Origin of the sequence: Bacillus sp. TH50, from assembly GCF_016650565.1 — a bacterium.
Lineage (GTDB): Bacteria > Bacillota > Bacilli > Bacillales > Bacillaceae_G > Bacillus_A > Bacillus_A mycoides.
Genome location: NZ_JAEKFM010000008.1, coordinates 40,747 through 59,216 on the forward strand (window position 1 = coordinate 40,747; position 18,470 = coordinate 59,216).

Below are 18,470 nucleotides of genomic sequence, written 5' to 3' on the forward strand. Positions count from 1 at the left end.
TGTTGGATTATCTACTTTTATACTATTTAAATGCTACTACCATCCTGCACTTGCATTCATACCATTTCCGATAATAGTATAAAGTACTGGCCATAATACTGGCCCTACTGTAAGAAGTAGAGTAAAAAGTATAAGGTACCTATATAGCCAAGTATAGTTTTGGTCATTACTATTTTCAATTACTAGTATGAATAATGATAATATGGTTGTTAAATATAAAAATAGCATTAGCAACCAATACCATGTCATTAAAGTAAGACTCAATGGTCCTAATATCTGGTGTACAATTCCGAATGATATTCCTAATACTCCAAAACTAAAGGATGTAATTATTGTTTTTACAAGCACTTTAGCGAATTTTGAGTCGTACGTTTTTCTGCTATATAGACCTATCACAGTGTACAACGATAGATATGCCATTAATACACCTATCCAAGACAATAGCCAGTCTGCATCTAACTTAAATAAGACAAACAGCGACCAACACACCCCTACTATTGAAAAAACAAAGGAAATAATTATATTTTTTAAAACTGGTTTCATGTTCATTTCACATCCTTTAAAAACTTAAGAATACATTATTAACTTGTATTCTTCTTTTTCTACCACTTTACTATAGTCTGTTGTATATTCAATAACAGTAATCCCTTTACTTCTAAGTAGATTCTTTTTCCACGTTTTCGCATCAGCTAACATATGGACAGTTACATTGAATCCTAACTTTACACTCATAATTCCAATGCTTAACCCTAAATTTCCGGTCGAACCTACTGCAATTGAATAATTTGAAAAGAATGTTCTAAACCTGTCACTATCTAATACGGAATAATCATCTTGTTTAGTTAATAAATGATGTTTCAAAGCTAAATCTTCGGCGTGTTTTAATACCTCATATACTCCGCCTCTTGCTTTAATAGATCCTGAAATGGGAAGATGACTATTACATTTTAGTAATAATTGTCCTGGTATTTCCTCTTTATATTCTTCTTGCAGATATTGTTTCATGGAATTAATATTTACTAGTGGCGATTCAATAATGCCATTCGCCTCTTGTGTTTCAGGAAAAACTTTTGCATTATTATGGAGCAAATCGTTTAAATCGATCTTCTGCATCTATAACATCAGCTTTAGTTAAATTACTATTTTGAATGAAAGATTCAAAATTCGTCTTATTTGGATTAAGCCAAATAACTTCCTCGGTTTCAATTAATTTTTGAATCAATGGAAACCTCTTTTTCAACTTCTCTTTTGTTTCTATTGAAATTTCACTTATTCATAACCCCCCTTGAAAATATAATTGACCTATTTCAATTATTTCTCGTCGTATTTAATATTCTTACAGCGACATAAACGTTTGAAAATTAATCATAATTTATTATAATTAAGTATATATTAACAACTCGTTAAGTATAAGTAAATAATATTAATTTTAATTTAATAAATTTCACTCATTTAAAGGGGATTATGTATATGAACAATATTAATGTTGGTCAAAAAATTATGGCATTTAGAAAAGGTGCCGGATTAACTAGTAAACGTTTAGCTGAATTATCTGATATAACACCTTCCATGTTAAGTCAGATTGAGAAAGGGATCACGAATCCATCATTACAAACACTAAAATTAATTTCTGTAGCATTAAATATTCCTTTATTTAATTTTTTCTTGGAAGATACCAATACAGAAGAATTAGTTGTAAGAGCGGATCAAAGAAAAAAAATAACTTTCCCTGAAAGCGGTAATGTTTCGTATGAGTTATTATCTCCTAATTTAGATGGATCACTGGAATTGGCTTTAATGAATCTGCTACCTCAAACCGCTTCATCTATTGAGCCTGTGGCACATAAAGGTGAAGAAATAGCATTTATTATGGAAGGACAAGTAAAACTATATCTAAATGATGAGGTTCTACTTCTTAATCCAGGTGATAGTGTTAAAATCCCACCATACGCAAAACATAAATGGGAAAACACTTCTTTACACAAAGTCACTGTTATATTTGGAGTAACCCCACCATCTTTTTAATTTTAAATACTAGCGCATAAAAGTTAGAGGAAATAATTCTCTAACTTTTTTGTATACATAACTATATTTAAAAAAAGTAAAAAACTTGTCTCATAATTAAATGAGATTATTATCTAAACGATTAAGAGTAGTGAGAGAGACCTTTCTAATTACATACTTAAATTACTTTTTAATGCCCAGTATTTTTCTCCATTAGTTTCAAAAGAGAATTCTATCCATCCATTTGGATCTTCACGATAAATAAAGATGTTTGTTCCAGGAGTTACTGTACCAACTTTATTTTCATCGACTGCTACATCTGATTTACTTTTAATTTTTAAATGAAATGGATAAGGTACATGATAGTAAGCGGCTGATGATACAATATTTGCGCTCGAACCATCTTCATACATTTTATACGGTATTTCATTAGATAACGCTTCGACATCTAATGTTTCAGGGTTCTTCGGTAATTTTTTTGCATGTGTATAGTCTTTTGCACGGAACGGTTTAATACGCCCCATAATACCTGCAATTTTGTTAGCCCATCCTTTATCTGATGCATATTTCACGTTCATACCAGCTAACGTTGGTCCGTTATAATGCATACCATCTTCTTCTAAATATCTTTCTCGCACATAATTAGCATTATAAGCAATACTGTCGCTGTAGGTTGGTAAATATTTTGCATATTTAAACGGATCTCCATCATATGCACGTAATCCGAATAGATTATGTTTTTGATATGCAATTTCTGATTTTCCATATCCAGATTCTAAAATTGCATGAGCGGCTAAATATAGAGCATTTACACCATATTTATTTTGTGCGTTGATAAAGTCTTTCCCATGTCCAACTAATGGACTATCTGAATGGTATTGTTCAATAAAACTATCAATTTCTTGGGCAGTAATATTAGAAGCCACTGTTAAGTTTAAATCTTCATATGATGTAGCAGTAATGATTTCTTTGTCTTCTAAACCATTGTTTTGATTTTGTTGCAACATATCAGTTTTAGCAGTAAGTTGAGTGGCTTCAGCTCGTGTTATGTATCTATTTGGTTGCCAACCGTTATCAGTCCCAACTGAGATTTTTAAGTCAATTAAAATATTGGCGAATTTTTCACCCCAATGTCCTTTTAAATCCTCAAATTTACTTTGGCCATTATCATGTGCTGTACTCTGTAATTTATAAGCATTTACTAGCATAGTAGCCATGGCAGCACGAGTAACTTTTCCGGATGGATTGAAGATTCCATTCCCTTCTCCTTTAATAATGCCAGCTTTTTTAGCTGCAGCAATATAAGGGGTAGCCCAATGGTCTTGGGTATCTGTAAAGGATGGTTTTGCATCGAAGTCAATTTGTATACCTAATACTTTTGTCATGATTTTCGTGGCGGAAGCTCTGTCTAATGAATCATGTGAACCAAAAGTTCCATCTAGATAACCAATTAAGACTTGTTTATCCACTAAATAGTTTACAGATTGCTCTGCCCACTTTGGAATATCAGGAAATTTGTGAGTATCTGCAAATGTATTAGATGTGTAGGATAGTAGACTACCTGCAATAATTCCTGTAGCAATTAACTTGGATCTCATAAAATATTCTCCTTCTAAATCTTAATTTCTATCCATTTTCATGCAATTAATTTACGTTATTCCTTTATTAAGAATTAATAATAAGAAATTGCAATGAATGTTGGTATGTTTATTGAATAATTAACCATATTTTTAATGGACAATATATATATAAGGAATTGTATAAACAAAAGCTCTTTATTCAACAGAGTATATAGAGAAAAAGTTCTCTATCAATATACATCTCTTAAAATTTTATAAGCGTAACATACATTTAGTTCAATGATTGTAGTTATTTACATATAAGTGTCAATGAATAAATATATGTTTATATTCAACTTTTTTATTAAATTCAAGTTGGTTTTGTATAATTGTTAAACTAGTAAATACACTTGAGAATTAGTATCAATTAATTATAATTAAGTATACATTAATAAGTCAATGCATTATTAAATTTTAGTAAATAAAATTAATTTATATTGATTTTTTATGTAAACATTATACATTTATGTTAAAGTTATTCATTGACACTCGTGCATATAAGTAACTATAATCGTTACACCAAATTGAATAGATGTCAGCATCATCACAAACATATAAATATAAAAATAAGAAATCTCAATTTGGTAATACAATAGATTGGTAGAGGTGTATATTTTTATGAAGCGCAAATTAATCACAACAGGTCTTCTCGCAGGGGCTATATTATCCTATTCTTCTAGTATTTTTGCGGATACTCAAAAGTTTCCTGATGTTCCAAAGTGGGCAGAGCAATCTGTTAATTATTTATTGGAAAAACAAGCTATATCAGGTTTACCAGATGGTACCTTTGGCTCAAACGCTACGTTAGATCGAGCTTCCGCCGCAACAATTATAACAAAAGTCTTAGGGATACAAATTGACTTCGATGCAAAACCATCTTTTACAGATACCCAAGACCACTGGGCTACTCCCTATATTGCTGCAGCTGAAAAAACTGGCATTATTAAAGGTGAAGGGAATGGACTCTTCAATCCATCCGGAAAAGTTACTCGTGCTGCCATGGCTACTATGCTAGTAAATGCTTATAAACTACAGAGTACAACAAATGATAATGGCCAAAGTAAATTTGAAGATTTAAAAGGACATTGTGGAGAAAAATATGCCAATATTTTGATTGACTTAAAAATTTCCGCTGGTACTGATAATGGTTGGCAACCAAATAGAGTGATAACACGTGTTGAAGCTGTTCAACTTACTGCTAAAACTGATATGTTGTCTAGAGAGATGAATAGTGAATTAAAAGAAAAAGACTATACAAATACTAATACTCTTCTAAATCAGCATCAAAAGCGTTCAGGTAAAGTAATTGAAAAAACAGAAGAAGGATTAGTGGTTTCAGGTGAAAACTCAAGTGTATACGCTATGGTTTCTTCCCCTGAGGTCCTTAGAGATATTCAGATTGGGGATACCGTTACCATTTATGCTCCTATTTTTATAGGCTCAATACCCGGTGAACCAGCTACAGCTAAATATGCAATTGTTCAAAAAGAAAATGAAGAAAACGTGCTAAAAAAACAATATAAAATGCACACTGGAAATGTAATCAATAAATCAAATGACGCTATTGAAATTTCTAGTGTAGATTCGACTGTTAGTGCTATCGTTTCTCCTGAAATCTTACAAGATATAAATATTGGAGATACCATTACTATTTATGGGGCATATTTTATGAATAATATGGCAACTGGTGAATTGTCTGCTAAAGCTCCAATCATCGAAAAGTTGGCAAGTAAGACAGTGACTCCTAATACAAGTGTAGATAAATCGAATTCTATATCAGAATTCGATAAAAAAGAACAAAATGCTCTGAATCAACACCAAAAACGTTCTGGTAAAGTAATTGAAAAAAAAGAAGACGGATTGTTGGTTTCCGGTGAAAACTCAAGTGTATATGCTATCGTTTCTTCCCCTGGGATACTTAAAGATATTCAGATTGGGGATACCGTTACCATTTATGCTCCTGTTTTTATAGGATCAATACCAGGTGAACCAGCAACAGCTAAATATGCAATTGTTCAAAAAGAAAATGAAGAAAACGTGTTAAAAAACCAATATAAAATGCACACTGGAAATGTAATCAATAAAACAAAGGACACTATCCAAATTTCTACTGAAGGCCTGACCGTTACTGCTGTTGTTTCTTCTGAAGTGCTTGAGAATATTCAAGTTGGGGATACGGTTACTATGTATGGTGCAGATTTTATGAGAAATCCATCAAATGATGAATTATCTGCTAAAGCTCCAATCATTGAAAAGTTGGCAAAATAAATATTAGGTTTCCAATGGGAAAATCCCCATACTAATAAGTATATAGATGCAATTTCTCTAATATCTATGGTTGTGTTAGTTATTTAAAATTGATATAAATTTGCTTTGTCTAAAGCTAAAAACAAAAGGCTTCTTAAAATTAAGAAGCTTCTTGTCTTTTGTAAAGTGAATAGGATTTATAATTATTAAAATGGAACATTTTATCCCCTATAAATCTATTTATTTAGAATATTTTCATGGATATTTTATTATAAGCTAAGTAGTTTAAGGTTTCTTGTCCCTAGTTCAAAAAGTTTAGACTTTCATGTCACATTATTGAGACATGAAAGTACCTACAAAATTTATGATAATGGCTATTTATCAACGATTGTTCATGAGACTTTAGTATAGAGATGCATGTCTTTCTACACTTGTACAACATAGAAAGACATGCAAATTGTATGCGCGATGTACATCACCATGGATTTGGCTTCTGATATGCTGTGACTACGTAAATAGTCAGTGGGTCTGGCCTTTCTAATCCTACGAATCCTGGTCTTTCGGTTGCAGATTCCTCTATAGTATTCCATTTTGCTGATTTCCTAGTTTAAAAAATAGGAATGGCTTAATTTATAAGTATTAGTTACACTGTCTAAGGCACAAGTACAATCCTAAAAAGGACTAGTTTCCATTATTAATTCATTCCCCTCAATGATATTTATCTTTCAGATTTTGTTGATGCTTTGTATAAAAAAGATTCTAAAAAGGTAATTGAATTAGAGAAAACACGCGAAGGTCGGGAAATTAGTAAATCATAGAAAAAACGTCCTATATTTTAATAGGACGTTTTTTCTTCTATAAATAATGCATTTGAGATGTATTGTACTCATAACTATAAATGTTTTTTAATTATGGACATTATACAAGTCGACCAATTCTCCAATATCTAAAAAGAACGGTTTAACTACTTACTTATATCTATCTATAATTCAATAAACCTACTTCTCCTCATACCATGGGTTTAAATGAATTAGTACTTCATATATTTCTGGGTTCTGATTTATAATAGTAGTTTTTATATCCCTACAAATATCATGTCCTTGCTGGATGCTTAAATGTGCCGGAACACTAATTCTAATATCAATTAATACATAGTGACCATGATCACGTGCGCGCATTCTATCAATTCTTTTTACAAAAGGATGGGCCTGAATTACTCTCTTATATTCACTACATTTCGCGGTAGGAATACCACCTTCCATTAATATATATATTGCTTCTTTCCCCATACTAATCGCTAACTTTAATACGAAAAAGGAAACGATAATACCAGCTAAAGGATCCCCATAAGCTGCATATGGAATGGAATAGATATTGTTTATCAAAGCAATACCAATTCCAATTACAGCTGCAATTGAGGCATAAACATCAGCAAGATGATCATAAGCAGTTGCTATAAGCCCTTTGCTGCTTGTTTTTCGACCAATTCGTATTGTGTATACATATAAAATTCGCTTCCATATTAATGAAATAATCGCTGCTATAAAAGCAATTATATGGGGTTCTGTCGCTGGTTCAAATAATGACTTTATTGATTCATAAGCCATAAATAAAGCCGCTAAAATTAAAATCACAGCTACAATTCCTGATGATATAACTTCTGCTTTACCATGTCCATAAGGATGACCTTCATCAGCTGGCTGGTTTGAAATTTTCATTGATCCCAATGAGGCTACGGATGCTACAACATCGGCAGCATTATGAATTCCGTCGGCTAATAATACCTGACTTTTGAAAAGTAAACCAACTATAATTTTGATAAGAGTCAGAAATATATTGCTAATTACACTAATCCATGCTGCCAATAAGGACGTTTTTTGGTTAGCATTCATAGTTATCCCCACCTTAACTTTACTCTTGTTTCAAAATATTATTGTTTAATTCAATTGTGTAGTTATAAGTCTATGTCTCATCATTTTAATTTCTTTCATACATTACCAAATAATAAGTGTGTGGGTCTATACAAACATTTTCTCCTATCAGTAAAGGTTAAAAGCATAACTTACTTTGTTCTTTTATCCTTATTTGTTATGAAGTGTAAAAAAGAGTGACACAAAATGCGATGCCTTTTATTATTCCTTTTACGTTTAGTATTGGAGTTACTTTAACATCCTTAAAATAGTAATTATGATTGAATAAAAAGACGAGAGTTGGAAATTAGGAGATCATAGAAAAAACGATCTATAAGATGTAATACTGAACCTAAAATAATTAAAGATAAATAAGATATACTACACGATGACGCATGTTGTTTAACAATGTAGTTTTAAGGTGTATTATCCCTTTGCTTGATACACCTATTGTTTATGTTTTTTATCACCCTTTTATCATTACAAACATCAAAGCGACTAATGTGTTGCTTTGATGTTTGATGAAATGTCTTCAGGTATGATTACTAATTCATTCTGCGCATTAATCTTTACTCATCTGATCACAACAATTATTTTTACAGGTTGTCCATTTCACATAGCTGTAGCAAATACTATAAGATTAAAAGCATATAATTGAGTATGAGTGTAAGCTGTATACATTATTTAACCTTCTTTTAACTTCTTGGAGATTTTCCATATGATTGAGTATCTCTATACGCTTTTCTTTAATGAATGTTAAATGATAGAACTTTCAATTTCATTACACTCTTTGTATGTTAGTTTTTAAACTTTAATTAAACCTTCATTTATTTAAGAATTCATAAATCAATTGAAATATTTGCATCAAATTCATCTGATTTTTTAGTATCTATTTTTTCCCCATCTATTGTCACCCTTATTTCTTGTTTTTGGTTTGCTGTTACCATCCAAGCATTCGGTAAATAACGATCTTCATGGGATAATGTAGAAGGTGAATTTATAACCTTTCCTCCTAAATATAGCGTAGCAGAAGAACCTCCATCCATAGCCATTGCATTTATTGCTCCTTTTTCATATAGAATATCTTGACACTCTTTTAACGTAGCTCCTATGCTATGTGTCTGCCTACCGTCAATCACTAGAAACATTATTGTGCCATCTTCTTTTTGTGCCATAATACTTCGCGGAGCAGAGCCCCAACCACCGTCTCCTTCTGTAATCATTTTTTCTCCATTAACAATTAACTGTGGCATAAATCCTGCTGCTGAAACGACTTGTTTATTCAAAAGTTGTTGGGTAGAATAATTCCCAGTTATCATTTGTCCAAACTTTGTTAAGCCCGTAATAATTGTAGGGGTATTTTTATCTATATTTGTATCAATTGCTTTCCCATTTTCTATTACTATTCCAGTTGCAATATTTCCTCCACCCCTTCCTGTTTCATCAGCAAATCCACTTGCATTCACAGCAACAAGTGCATTATTACGTTTTGCCATTACGCTAATTTTTTCTCCTCTTTTATCGCCCTGTGTTCCTTGATGGCTAACAAGTTTAACATTGAAAGGGTTACTAATAGTGACTAATTTTCCTTCGAAAAGAAAGCGACTATCTTTGTTACTTTTAATCGTTTCTACGTCAATTTTTAATGGCTGATTTTTTAATTCTTCTAATCTTTTTCCTGCTATTTTTTTATAAATATTCTCATCACTATTTGACCATTTTGGATGATTAATTCTATCTTGTAATTTATCTAGTTCCTTTTGGGATAGGAATGTATATTTCGCATATTGTGGATGCTGAGAAGTTAGTATACTCCCAGCGATTGTTACACGAAGATCTCGGCCATAGTTAGTACCAAATAATATTCCTATGCCAATAAGCAAGAAAATAGAAAAAAGAAGCAAAATTCGTTTGAAGATTATTCTTAGATGTTTCATAGTTTTATCCTCCGGCATTAATTACATTCAATGAATCCTTTAAAATATTATTTACCTAAAGACAAAAGTGTTTGTTTTCCTCATTCCCGAGTTCCCCACTATGTCTTAACAAGCAAGGCAAAATACTTATTCTACATTTCTTATTTATTTCAGTTTATATTTACAAATTTAATAATGTTTTTGCAACTAAGAAATATATTACTAACCCTGTTCCGTCAACAAATGTTGTAATTAATGGACCAGAAACGACTGCAGGATCTAATTTTAATTTTCTCAAAATCAAAGGTAAAACAGCTGCGACAAGCGAAGTCCAAATAACAATAAATAATAAAGTGATTGCTACAACTTGTGCAACTTCTGTTCCAACTCCTAACATATAAGCACGAATGAGCCCAGCTACCCCAAGTGCAAGTCCGAGAAGCATGCCAATTGCAAATTCCTTTTTCATTACACGGAAAATGTCTTTAAATTTCACCTCTCCAATACCGATTGCACGAGTAATTGTTGCTACAACCTGTGTTCCTGTATTCCCTCCAGTACCTACTAATAATGGAACAAAGAAAGCAAGGGCAACTACTGTTTCAATTTCGTCTTCAAAATACTTTAGTACTGTACCTGTATATGCCTCAGCAACAAAAAGAAGCAATAACCATGGTAGACGTTTAAAGAAAATGCTCCAAATACTAGATTCAAAGTAAGATTGATTTAATGGTTCACTTCCGCCTAACTTTTGGATATCTTCTGTAGCTTCTGCTTCCATAACATTCATTACGTCATCAAATGTTATAATACCAATTATTTCATTATTTGCTTTTGTTACGGGTATTGCTGCTAAATTATAATTCAGTAGCTTTTTTACAACTTCTTGCTGATCAACCTCAGCGTGTACCGAAATCACCTCTTGAATCATGATATTAGATAATATCTCTTCATCTGCTGCTAGTAATAACTCATGTATGGAAACGATTCCCTTAAGATAACCATGACTATCAAGAACATAAATATAAGATATTGATTCTACATTTTCTGAATGTTCCCTAATATACTTCAATGTCATTTTTACTGACCAATTCCCTCTAACTGCAACAAAATCACTTGTGACAAGGCTTCCTGCCGTTTCAGGTTTGAATGCCATTAATTTTTTCACATTATGTTTTGTAATTTTATTTAGATACGCCATTATTTTAGCTTGTTTTTCCGGGTGAACCGCTAGAAGTAGATCTACTGTTTCATCAATCGGTTGTAAATTTAGTAACTTTTTAGCTTTGTTTTCAGATAAGTGAATTAAGATATTATATTTTTCTTCTGTACTCAAATGTTGAAGAATTTTTGAGCTCTTTAATACGGGTATCTTATCTAGTAAAATGACTTGATCTTCAATTGAAAACCGTTTTACTTCTTGCGCAACATCATACGACGGATGACGTAAAACTTTCTCTGCATCCAAATTATTTTGGGTTACAAGTAATTCATTTAATAATTTCTTCATGTTAACTCCTCCTCATACTGCTAAGGGAGACTCTAGAGTTTCATGAGTGGTTTTGTGTTATTTTATTTGTCTAAAATTTTTATTAGAGTATTAATAGTTACATTGCAATCAATTTATTATTTAGAACTACCTCCTTTTTGAATATAGACAAGATAAAATTAAATAACATTAAACAAAAAAACCTTTACTCAAAAAGGAGTAAAGGTTTTTTACAATACAAATAAATGATTATTAAGACAGCTCTGCAAAAATCAAAGAGGTGCCTTTCTATCAAATCGTATACCACTCCCTCGTTGAGTTTTAGCACTGTATAGCATAGGTTTTTATAACCAGCTACATTAAAAAGGGCCTTAATCCGACCGTTCCTGTTGACCCATTGGCGTCTCTCGACATTTTTGGGCAGCAGCGTTTCTCTATACAGGAGCCTCACCTAACAAAGATTATTGAATTACTTCAAAATTTAAACCAGAATTTAATATTTGTCAACTAACTTTCGATTCGATTCATAAAAAATTCTTTTTAGAGAAATGTAATTAGATTCTATTATAAATTTGAAATTCTGCTTAAAAGATATAAAATTTAAATACAATTAGTTCGAAGAAACGTTATAAAACATATGAAATTTTGTATAAAAAACTTATTGTTTATAATAAATTTGTAACTTTATAGCAGAAGTTGAATCATTAATCATACCGGACTTCAAAAGAACATTCTTCAAAAAATCTTATGTTATGTTTAAAATCTTCTTTATTGTTTATCAAATTTATATGGTTAAACTACTTAATCAAATTATACACTCCAAGTCGAAAATATGTATCTATATGAGACGATTAAATACAATTTCTCACATCATTTCTCAAAGATTTATAAAGCAATAAAGAATATAAAATTAGCAATACGTTTACTTGACAAGCAAAAAAAAAGTATTTATGCTGGCTACACGAAACAAATACATAAAATTTATATTGCTAAACCTGTTAGGTGAGGCTCCTATACAAACACAGGCTATTGCCCAAAAATGTCGAAAGACGCCAATGGGTAGAACAGGAATTGTCGGATTAAGGCTCTTCTTAAGATAGCTAAGTAATGAATTCCCATTACTTTACGTTGTATAGTGCCAAAGCTCTACTAGGGGGAGAAAAGCTTTATTTAGTCATGCCATTTTGAATCCCCCCTAGTATGTAACTAGGGGGGATTTTTACGTAAGAAAACAGGGTGTAAGCGATAGAATCTCTCAAAACAAAAATACTATTTAGTAATTGGTGAGAACAAGATTCTATTCATTAGCAAATGTAATATTAAGTGTTAATGTAAATCAGGAGGATATTAAAATGAAAAAAATATTAAAACTCGATTATCTATTGCTCCTCCCTCTATTCATAACATGTACTTTAGGTATTATCATGTTGTATAGCGCGAGCTCCATTGTTGCTGTTCAACATTACGGTTATAACAGTAGGCACTTTGTTGATTCTCAATTAACAAAGCTATTTTTAGGAACAATTGGGCTAATAGTTTGTGCTATTCTCCCATATGAAATATGGAAAAAACGAATAGTCTCAATCTGTATTATGATTGGGGGGATTTTTTTGTTAATTATGGTTTTATGGAAAGGAAAGGTGGTAAATAATGCTCAATCATGGATCTTTGGAATACAGCCAGCTGAATTTCTTAAATTAGGAACAATACTTGTAACAGCCCGTTTTTTTGCATTGCGACAGGGACCAGCTAAACAAATTTGGATTGGAGGCGGAAAACTTTTATTTTTTTTAGCTACAATTTTTTCCCTAATCTATAAACAGCCAAACTTAGGATCTGCAATTTTAATATTAGGTATAGGTTTTAGTATATTTCTTTGCTCTGGAATAAATATAAATCTATTAATCAAAAGAACTATAATCGGTTCTATTTTTTGGTTACCTATTTTATATTTTTTGATTCAATATAGTTTGTCAGAAGTTCAAAAGACACGTATTACTACGATTCTCAATCCCTTTGTTGATGCGCAAGGAAATGGATATCAGCTTGTAAATTCTTTTATTGCCATTGGCTCTGGAGGAATTACTGGACGTGGGTTCGGAAATAGCATTCAAAAAACAGGTTATCTTCCAGAACCACATACTGATTTTATAATGGCAATAGTTTCTGAAGAACTAGGATTTATTGGTGTATTAATTATATTGGCTGGGGTTTTGACTATCGTACTTCGCTCCTTGAAAATTGCACAACTATGTGAAGATCCATTTGGAAGTTTTATAGCGATTGGTATAGGGTGTATGATTGGTATGCAATCTGTTGTTAATTTAGGTGGTATTACGGGAATACTTCCTCTTACGGGTACCCCATTTCCATTTGTAAGTTTTGGTGGAAGTTCTTTAATGGTTAATTTAATAGCAATAGGAATATTACTTAATATTTCAATTTTCAATAAAATTAAGTTTGATAATTATAATATATAATTTTTTATATGTAATTCTATTTTTTATAATTATTTTTTAAAAATTATAAAATTTAACCTCATTGAGCAATCTATATTCAAAGAATTTCTAATTAAGTTTTTAATTGTATTAATATTAATACCAAAAAAGGCGGGCATTAATATATGCTTGCCTTTCGTTCTCAAAATCAATTACACCTAAAACAACGTGGGGTAAACCAAATCCAAATACTGTCTTCTACGCTCTATTTTTTTTTACTTTTCTAAAACAATTTCTGCTATTTCATTAGCATATTTTTTAGAATCAAATTCATCATAGTTACTTAGTACCACAACAGACAAATATTCTTTTGAAAACCGCATGAAGTGTGAACGATAACCTGACCAGCTTCCTGAATGTTCCAGGTAGCGACAGTAAAAACCTTCTGCAAGCCTTAGCCCAAAAGCATAATCTTCATTGTCAATAATCGTCTCTCCAGTTCGAGAAATTTTCGGACCTATTTCGCTCATTCTTTTAACAAGGTCTTTTCCACCTACGGTACCTGTAGTTAAATTCTCTCCCCACTTTACCAGGTCTTCAACTGTTGCATGAACTGCCCCATCCCCTGAATGTTCCCAAGGGCTTTCATAGTCCTTGCTCATTCTTCGAATATCCACTAGCAATTGCTATAGTAGTTGGGTAGTAATCCACAATTGTTGTGTCTCTCATATTTAAAGGGTCAAAAATACGCTCCTTTGTAAACTGACGTAGAGACTTGCTACTTACCCTTTCTACCACTTGTGATAATAAAAAATATCCTGTATTGCTATACTCAAATTTTGTTCCAACTGGGAACCTTGCAATCTGATGACTTTTAAGGTGTTCTAGCGATTCTTCCACAGTTAATGTATCCGTATATTTAATATTTGCTGCTTCAGCCAATTCCATATAATCAACTAGTCCACCCGTGTGATGAATTAGGTGTCTCAATGTTACAGGTTAAGCATATGCTTCTATAGAAGGGACAAACTTTACAATTAAATCATCTAAACTCAATTTCTCCTCTTGTTCTAAGAGTAATATAGAAAACGCTGTAAATTGTTTAGAAACTGAGGCAATATTAAAAACGTTTTTGGTAGTTATGGGTAGATTTTCCTCTTTAGAAGCTAAGCCAACTGCACCTTTATAAGTTACTCCGCTATCGAAACTAGCAATATATGCAAAGCCAGGAGCTTTTGGTGAAAATTTGTTAAATAATTGTTTAATGGATGTATGTGTCTTTTCATTATATGTATTATTCATCTCAATCACATACCCTTCACTTAAAATGATTAGAAATATATTGACCTGTTATCTTTCTCATATTGAATTCAATTGGACCCCTTTTGTATTTCTACTCCAAATAACAAAAAATACTACATTTAAACTAAATTCAAAAAAGCAGAGGGTTTCCAACTCTTTATTTTTCATTGTAGTTTCAAATGCAGGATTGGATAGTGATTCCCTGCATCATCTGTAAGTTCCCCATTGACAATCGAAATTCTATTTTAAAGGTCATTGTAATATCCTTGTTAGAATAAGTTTACAGTTTTTCATATTGTCCCCACAATATTTTCTAAACAATTTGACCATCCACAAGCCGCTCCACCTTTGGTGAATGTGCTCCTTGTTCATCAAAATTGAAGCTCTCAACTAACAATACGATGATCATAATAGAAATGAAGATGAAGGCTTCTTTATAAGAGGAACAATTTATTAACTATTGAATCAGCCGGTATGCCCCCCAACATAGATTTACCACCAACAATTCCTGGCATAAAAGTCATAGCATGAGTCGTATCGCCTATTATAAAAAAGCAAACTTAATTAAGTTTGCTTTTTTATATGATATTCCAAATCTAATTAGTTTTTATAAAATATCTTTTGTTTACGCTGAAATGGATAGGTTTTAATTTCATCTGTATCTAAATTTTCATGAAATAAATGAATAGCTATAATTTGTCTACAATCATAGGTATGGTAATAATATGTACCAGACTCCATACACATTGCGCTTGTATAAATGGTATTATCTAATGTACCTTCTTCCGTTATCACTCCACCTTTTGGAACCTCACAATTTGATAAGATATGAAAAATGGCCGATATGCCCTCTTCTTCGTTATCTATACCTTGAATATTTTGTTTGCCATACGCTGCCCGAACAAACCTTGATGGTGGGGTGAAATCCCCAGGGAGTCCCATCGAACCTGAACCTTGTCCAAAAGCACTTAATGGTACATCCCCCCATTGTGTTGGCGCATATGGCTGCGATTTAAGACCGATATATTGTCTTAAATTTTGTAAATGCCAGTTAAACTCAGGACTATTGGTCATTACCCCAAGAGGATTATCATATATTTTTAGTCCTTCAGTTGTCGGCTCTAGTACAATACAATCTCCCCATTTATCCGCTAAAATCCAATGTAGCGGTGGAGTAACTCCTAAAACAGGTAATGGTACATCCAAAAAGGAAATACTATCTACAGAGTTCTTTAACTCTTCGACAAAATTGAATTGTGTGAGACTCCATGCCACAAAATCAAATGGAGCCAGATTCGTTTTATTGTCATCTATACTGTTACTATAACTAGCGAATCCTGGAAAATAGAGTGTTGCACATGTCATACCTGATTCATTTACTCCGTCCGCCAGGATGATCCTTCCTTGATGGTTAATCCCCATCCCGACAACAGCTTGTTTCGCATCGATGGTTTCACCAGTTATATTGTTCCATTGATAACTTCGAGGAACTATTATTACTTCTTGATTGAAATCTAATGTAAAATCCATCGTTCTTGCAAAAAGATGCTGACCGCTTTTTGTCTGTAATGTCAAACTGGTACACATAAAGAACACCCCTTTATTTAGTTTATATGAACAAAAACCATTTAATTTCTATCCTTAAGTTGATAGGCATGCATCGTGACCTCTATTAAAAAATATGGTTGCTAATTTTATTTCGATCTTCCTTGCACCCAAGCAGCAATATCATTTATAACATACTCAGGGATATTAGCAGGACTATAATATTCATCCGGTTTACTTAATTCCCCATCTCCTTCTGTAAAGAAGTGATTTAACTTTGGATATAGTCGATAATCAACGTTATCTCGTTCTTTTAATTGTTCTTTCCAAAGAGGAATTTCGATTTTTGATTGAACTTGATAGTCTCTTTCTCCTTGAATAATAAGAAGCGGTGTCTTTTGTTCTTTTGACATTTCTGCTGCTTTAATTTTACGGATAGAATCCCAAAATACTGCTGATCCTAAATAAAAATCTTTTGGAGGATTCTGATTAGAGAAATTGGGATCATTTAATAATTCAAATTGCGATTTGTAAAATTTATATTCATCCGGTTTCATTGCTCCAATAGAAAAAAGATACTTAAATTGATCTAAAACAACATCTTGGATCGTACGGGCTGGTCCTCCCATCACAATTGCCCCAGCAATATTTTGATTTTGGTCTTTTTCAATCATTTTCGGAAGCATCATTCCACCTTGACTATGACCAAGAATATAAATTTGATTCTTATCTATCAGAGGTTCATTTTGAAGAAAATGAGTCACAAGAAGAGCATCATCTGTTGTCTCTTTATCAACTGTATAAAAAGGACTGAATTGTGTTTTCAATCCATGTTCATAAGTTCGTTTATTATAGCGAAGGACAGCAATTCCCTTCGATGCAAGACCTTCAGCTAAATCGCGAAATGGTTTTAAAGCAAACGCTGTTTCATCCTGATCGGTTGCTCCAGATCCTTGCACAAGAATAACCACTGGGAAAGGACCTTTTCCCAGTGGAACAGATAATGTTCCTGGTAATGGAAACGCACCACTTCCAACTACTACTTCTTTATCAACAAATGATTCAGGCTTACTATATGATGGACGCTCTGCAACAGGACTAAACGACATGCTGAGTTGAAAATCATCTATTTTTCCAGATGGATCTAGCTTAATTAGTAAAGGTACTGTAAATTGTTCAAAAACTAATTTAATCTCTACATTTGTATGAATAGAATTTGTCTCTTTTTGGGTTACCTCTCCAATTCCCTTAAAAGAACCTGCTTGTAATTGCGCAGGGAGTCCCTTCCAATAGCTTTTCAGCCATTCTTCGGATATTACTTTCTGTAATGATCGAGAAGTTAAATCAATTGCAGATTTATAATCTTCTCTATCCATATAATGGATAAATGAAAGGATAGTAGCTATAACAGGGTTTTCATCTTCAGTATTGTCTATTTTTTTTATATTTTTGTTTGTTTCCTTTAATGTCGAAATAAATTGGTAATTGAACGGATTTTTATATGTACCAGGATATAAGCTTGCTTTCAATACATCCGTATTCCGCCCCTCATACAAACTTGAAGAATTCGCGAAATTTTTAGGTAAAATTACTTCCTCCGCATATGAAACTGAAGGAATAGCTATTGCACAAATTGCACTGACAAGTAATAACTTATTCCTTATTCTTTTTTTTCGTGCTCATATTTATTGATTCTCCTTTCAAAATTAAAAATTTTTAATACAGCATGCCATGTACTATAAGGAAAATAATAATTATCAAAGAAATTACTAATCTACTTTACGATCCCCCTAACAGGTTAAAAAGCTATTATAAACAAACTTCAATAAAAGATGCCTTCTCCCTCTTTTTTTATGACTGGTTTTTTTGAGTGGATGTCACCCCTAATGAACATTGCAGTTTTGTAATATTAATGTCACTAAAATCAATTTCTTCACTATAAAAAATTCACTATAATTTCCATATACAAAGATAAAGAGAGTAATATGAAAAACATTAGT

At 32.1% G+C, this 18,470-nt stretch carries 10 protein-coding genes, 2 pseudogenes and 2 riboswitches; of the genes and pseudogenes, 3 read left to right on the forward strand and 9 right to left on the reverse strand.

The genetic code is table 11. The features are described from left to right. Positions 1–36 precede the first annotated feature (36 nt). A complete protein-coding gene (locus JFU23_RS28260) occupies positions 37–543 on the reverse strand; it encodes a DUF3902 family protein (RefSeq protein WP_201033338.1) in 507 nt (168 codons plus the stop codon). Positions 544–597: 54 nt separating this feature from the next. Continuing rightward, positions 598–1,273, reverse strand: a pseudogene (locus JFU23_RS28265) (D-serine ammonia-lyase); the annotation flags it as partial. 197 nt (positions 1,274–1,470) lie between these two features. On the opposite strand from JFU23_RS28265, the gene JFU23_RS28270 reads away from it, so the two are divergent. Beyond that, positions 1,471–2,025 carry a helix-turn-helix domain-containing protein gene (locus JFU23_RS28270; RefSeq protein WP_201033339.1) on the forward strand — a complete coding sequence of 185 codons (555 nt, stop codon included), beginning with the start codon at positions 1,471–1,473 and terminating at the stop codon, positions 2,023–2,025. Positions 2,026–2,174: 149 nt separating this feature from the next. Here the strand turns inward: JFU23_RS28270 and JFU23_RS28275 are convergent, their stop codons facing one another. After that, positions 2,175–3,602, reverse strand: coding sequence for an S-layer homology domain-containing protein (locus JFU23_RS28275; RefSeq protein ID WP_201033340.1), 1,428 nt, complete (start codon positions 3,600–3,602; stop codon positions 2,175–2,177). Positions 3,603–4,241: 639 nt separating this feature from the next. Here JFU23_RS28275 and JFU23_RS28280 point away from each other — a divergent pair. Beyond that, the gene (locus JFU23_RS28280) at positions 4,242–5,891 is read left to right on the forward strand and encodes an S-layer homology domain-containing protein (protein ID WP_201033341.1); all 1,650 of its coding nucleotides are present in this window, start codon (positions 4,242–4,244) and stop codon (positions 5,889–5,891) included. Between the two features lie 977 nt (positions 5,892–6,868). On the opposite strand, the gene JFU23_RS28285 is transcribed toward JFU23_RS28280, so the two are convergent. The 3 genes from JFU23_RS28285 to mgtE form a co-directional block, all read right to left on the reverse strand. After that, positions 6,869–7,762 carry a cation diffusion facilitator family transporter gene (locus JFU23_RS28285; protein WP_201033342.1) on the reverse strand — a complete coding sequence of 298 codons (894 nt, stop codon included), beginning with the start codon at positions 7,760–7,762 and terminating at the stop codon, positions 6,869–6,871. An 857-nt stretch (positions 7,763–8,619) separates the two neighbouring features. Further along, positions 8,620–9,717 carry a phosphodiester glycosidase family protein gene (locus JFU23_RS28290; protein WP_201033343.1) on the reverse strand — a complete coding sequence of 366 codons (1,098 nt, stop codon included), beginning with the start codon at positions 9,715–9,717 and terminating at the stop codon, positions 8,620–8,622. A 160-nt stretch (positions 9,718–9,877) separates the two neighbouring features. Then, the gene (mgtE, locus tag JFU23_RS28295) at positions 9,878–11,206 is read right to left on the reverse strand and encodes a magnesium transporter (RefSeq protein ID WP_201033344.1); all 1,329 of its coding nucleotides are present in this window, start codon (positions 11,204–11,206) and stop codon (positions 9,878–9,880) included. Between the two features lie 277 nt (positions 11,207–11,483). Continuing rightward, positions 11,484–11,651, reverse strand: a riboswitch (M-box (ykoK) riboswitch). Positions 11,652–12,172: 521 nt separating this feature from the next. Then, positions 12,173–12,349: riboswitch (M-box (ykoK) riboswitch) on the forward strand. Between the two features lie 188 nt (positions 12,350–12,537). On the opposite strand from mgtE, the gene JFU23_RS28300 reads away from it, so the two are divergent. Continuing rightward, complete coding sequence (locus JFU23_RS28300) at positions 12,538–13,665, forward strand: FtsW/RodA/SpoVE family cell cycle protein (RefSeq protein WP_201033345.1); 1,128 nt, start codon at positions 12,538–12,540, stop codon at positions 13,663–13,665. Positions 13,666–13,898: 233 nt separating this feature from the next. Here JFU23_RS28300 and JFU23_RS28305 read toward each other — a convergent pair. The 3 genes and pseudogenes from JFU23_RS28305 to JFU23_RS28315 all read right to left on the reverse strand — a co-directional run bounded on the left by JFU23_RS28305 (position 13,899) and on the right by JFU23_RS28315 (position 18,134). After that, positions 13,899–14,925: pseudogene (locus JFU23_RS28305) on the reverse strand (serine hydrolase domain-containing protein). A 600-nt stretch (positions 14,926–15,525) separates the two neighbouring features. Continuing rightward, positions 15,526–16,512, reverse strand: a complete 987-nt coding sequence (locus JFU23_RS28310; protein WP_201033346.1) for a choloylglycine hydrolase family protein — start codon at positions 16,510–16,512, stop codon at positions 15,526–15,528. Positions 16,513–16,619: 107 nt separating this feature from the next. Continuing rightward, a complete protein-coding gene (locus JFU23_RS28315; protein ID WP_201033539.1) occupies positions 16,620–18,134 on the reverse strand; it encodes an alpha/beta hydrolase in 1,515 nt (504 codons plus the stop codon). Positions 18,135–18,470 lie beyond the last annotated feature (336 nt).

Coding starts and splice junctions, on each gene's coding strand:
- JFU23_RS28260 (WP_201033338.1), bottom strand. CDS start 543: ATGAAACCAGTTTTAAAAAATATAATTATTTCCTTTGTTTTTTCAATA.
- JFU23_RS28270 (WP_201033339.1), top strand. CDS start 1,471: ATGAACAATATTAATGTTGGTCAAAAAATTATGGCATTTAGAAAAGGT.
- JFU23_RS28310 (WP_201033346.1), bottom strand. CDS start 16,512: ATGTGTACCAGTTTGACATTACAGACAAAAAGCGGTCAGCATCTTTTT.
- JFU23_RS28275 (WP_201033340.1), bottom strand. CDS start 3,602: ATGAGATCCAAGTTAATTGCTACAGGAATTATTGCAGGTAGTCTACTA.
- JFU23_RS28290 (WP_201033343.1), bottom strand. CDS start 9,717: ATGAAACATCTAAGAATAATCTTCAAACGAATTTTGCTTCTTTTTTCT.
- JFU23_RS28285 (WP_201033342.1), bottom strand. CDS start 7,762: ATGAATGCTAACCAAAAAACGTCCTTATTGGCAGCATGGATTAGTGTA.
- JFU23_RS28280 (WP_201033341.1), top strand. CDS start 4,242: ATGAAGCGCAAATTAATCACAACAGGTCTTCTCGCAGGGGCTATATTA.
- mgtE (WP_201033344.1), bottom strand. CDS start 11,206: ATGAAGAAATTATTAAATGAATTACTTGTAACCCAAAATAATTTGGAT.
- JFU23_RS28300 (WP_201033345.1), top strand. CDS start 12,538: ATGAAAAAAATATTAAAACTCGATTATCTATTGCTCCTCCCTCTATTC.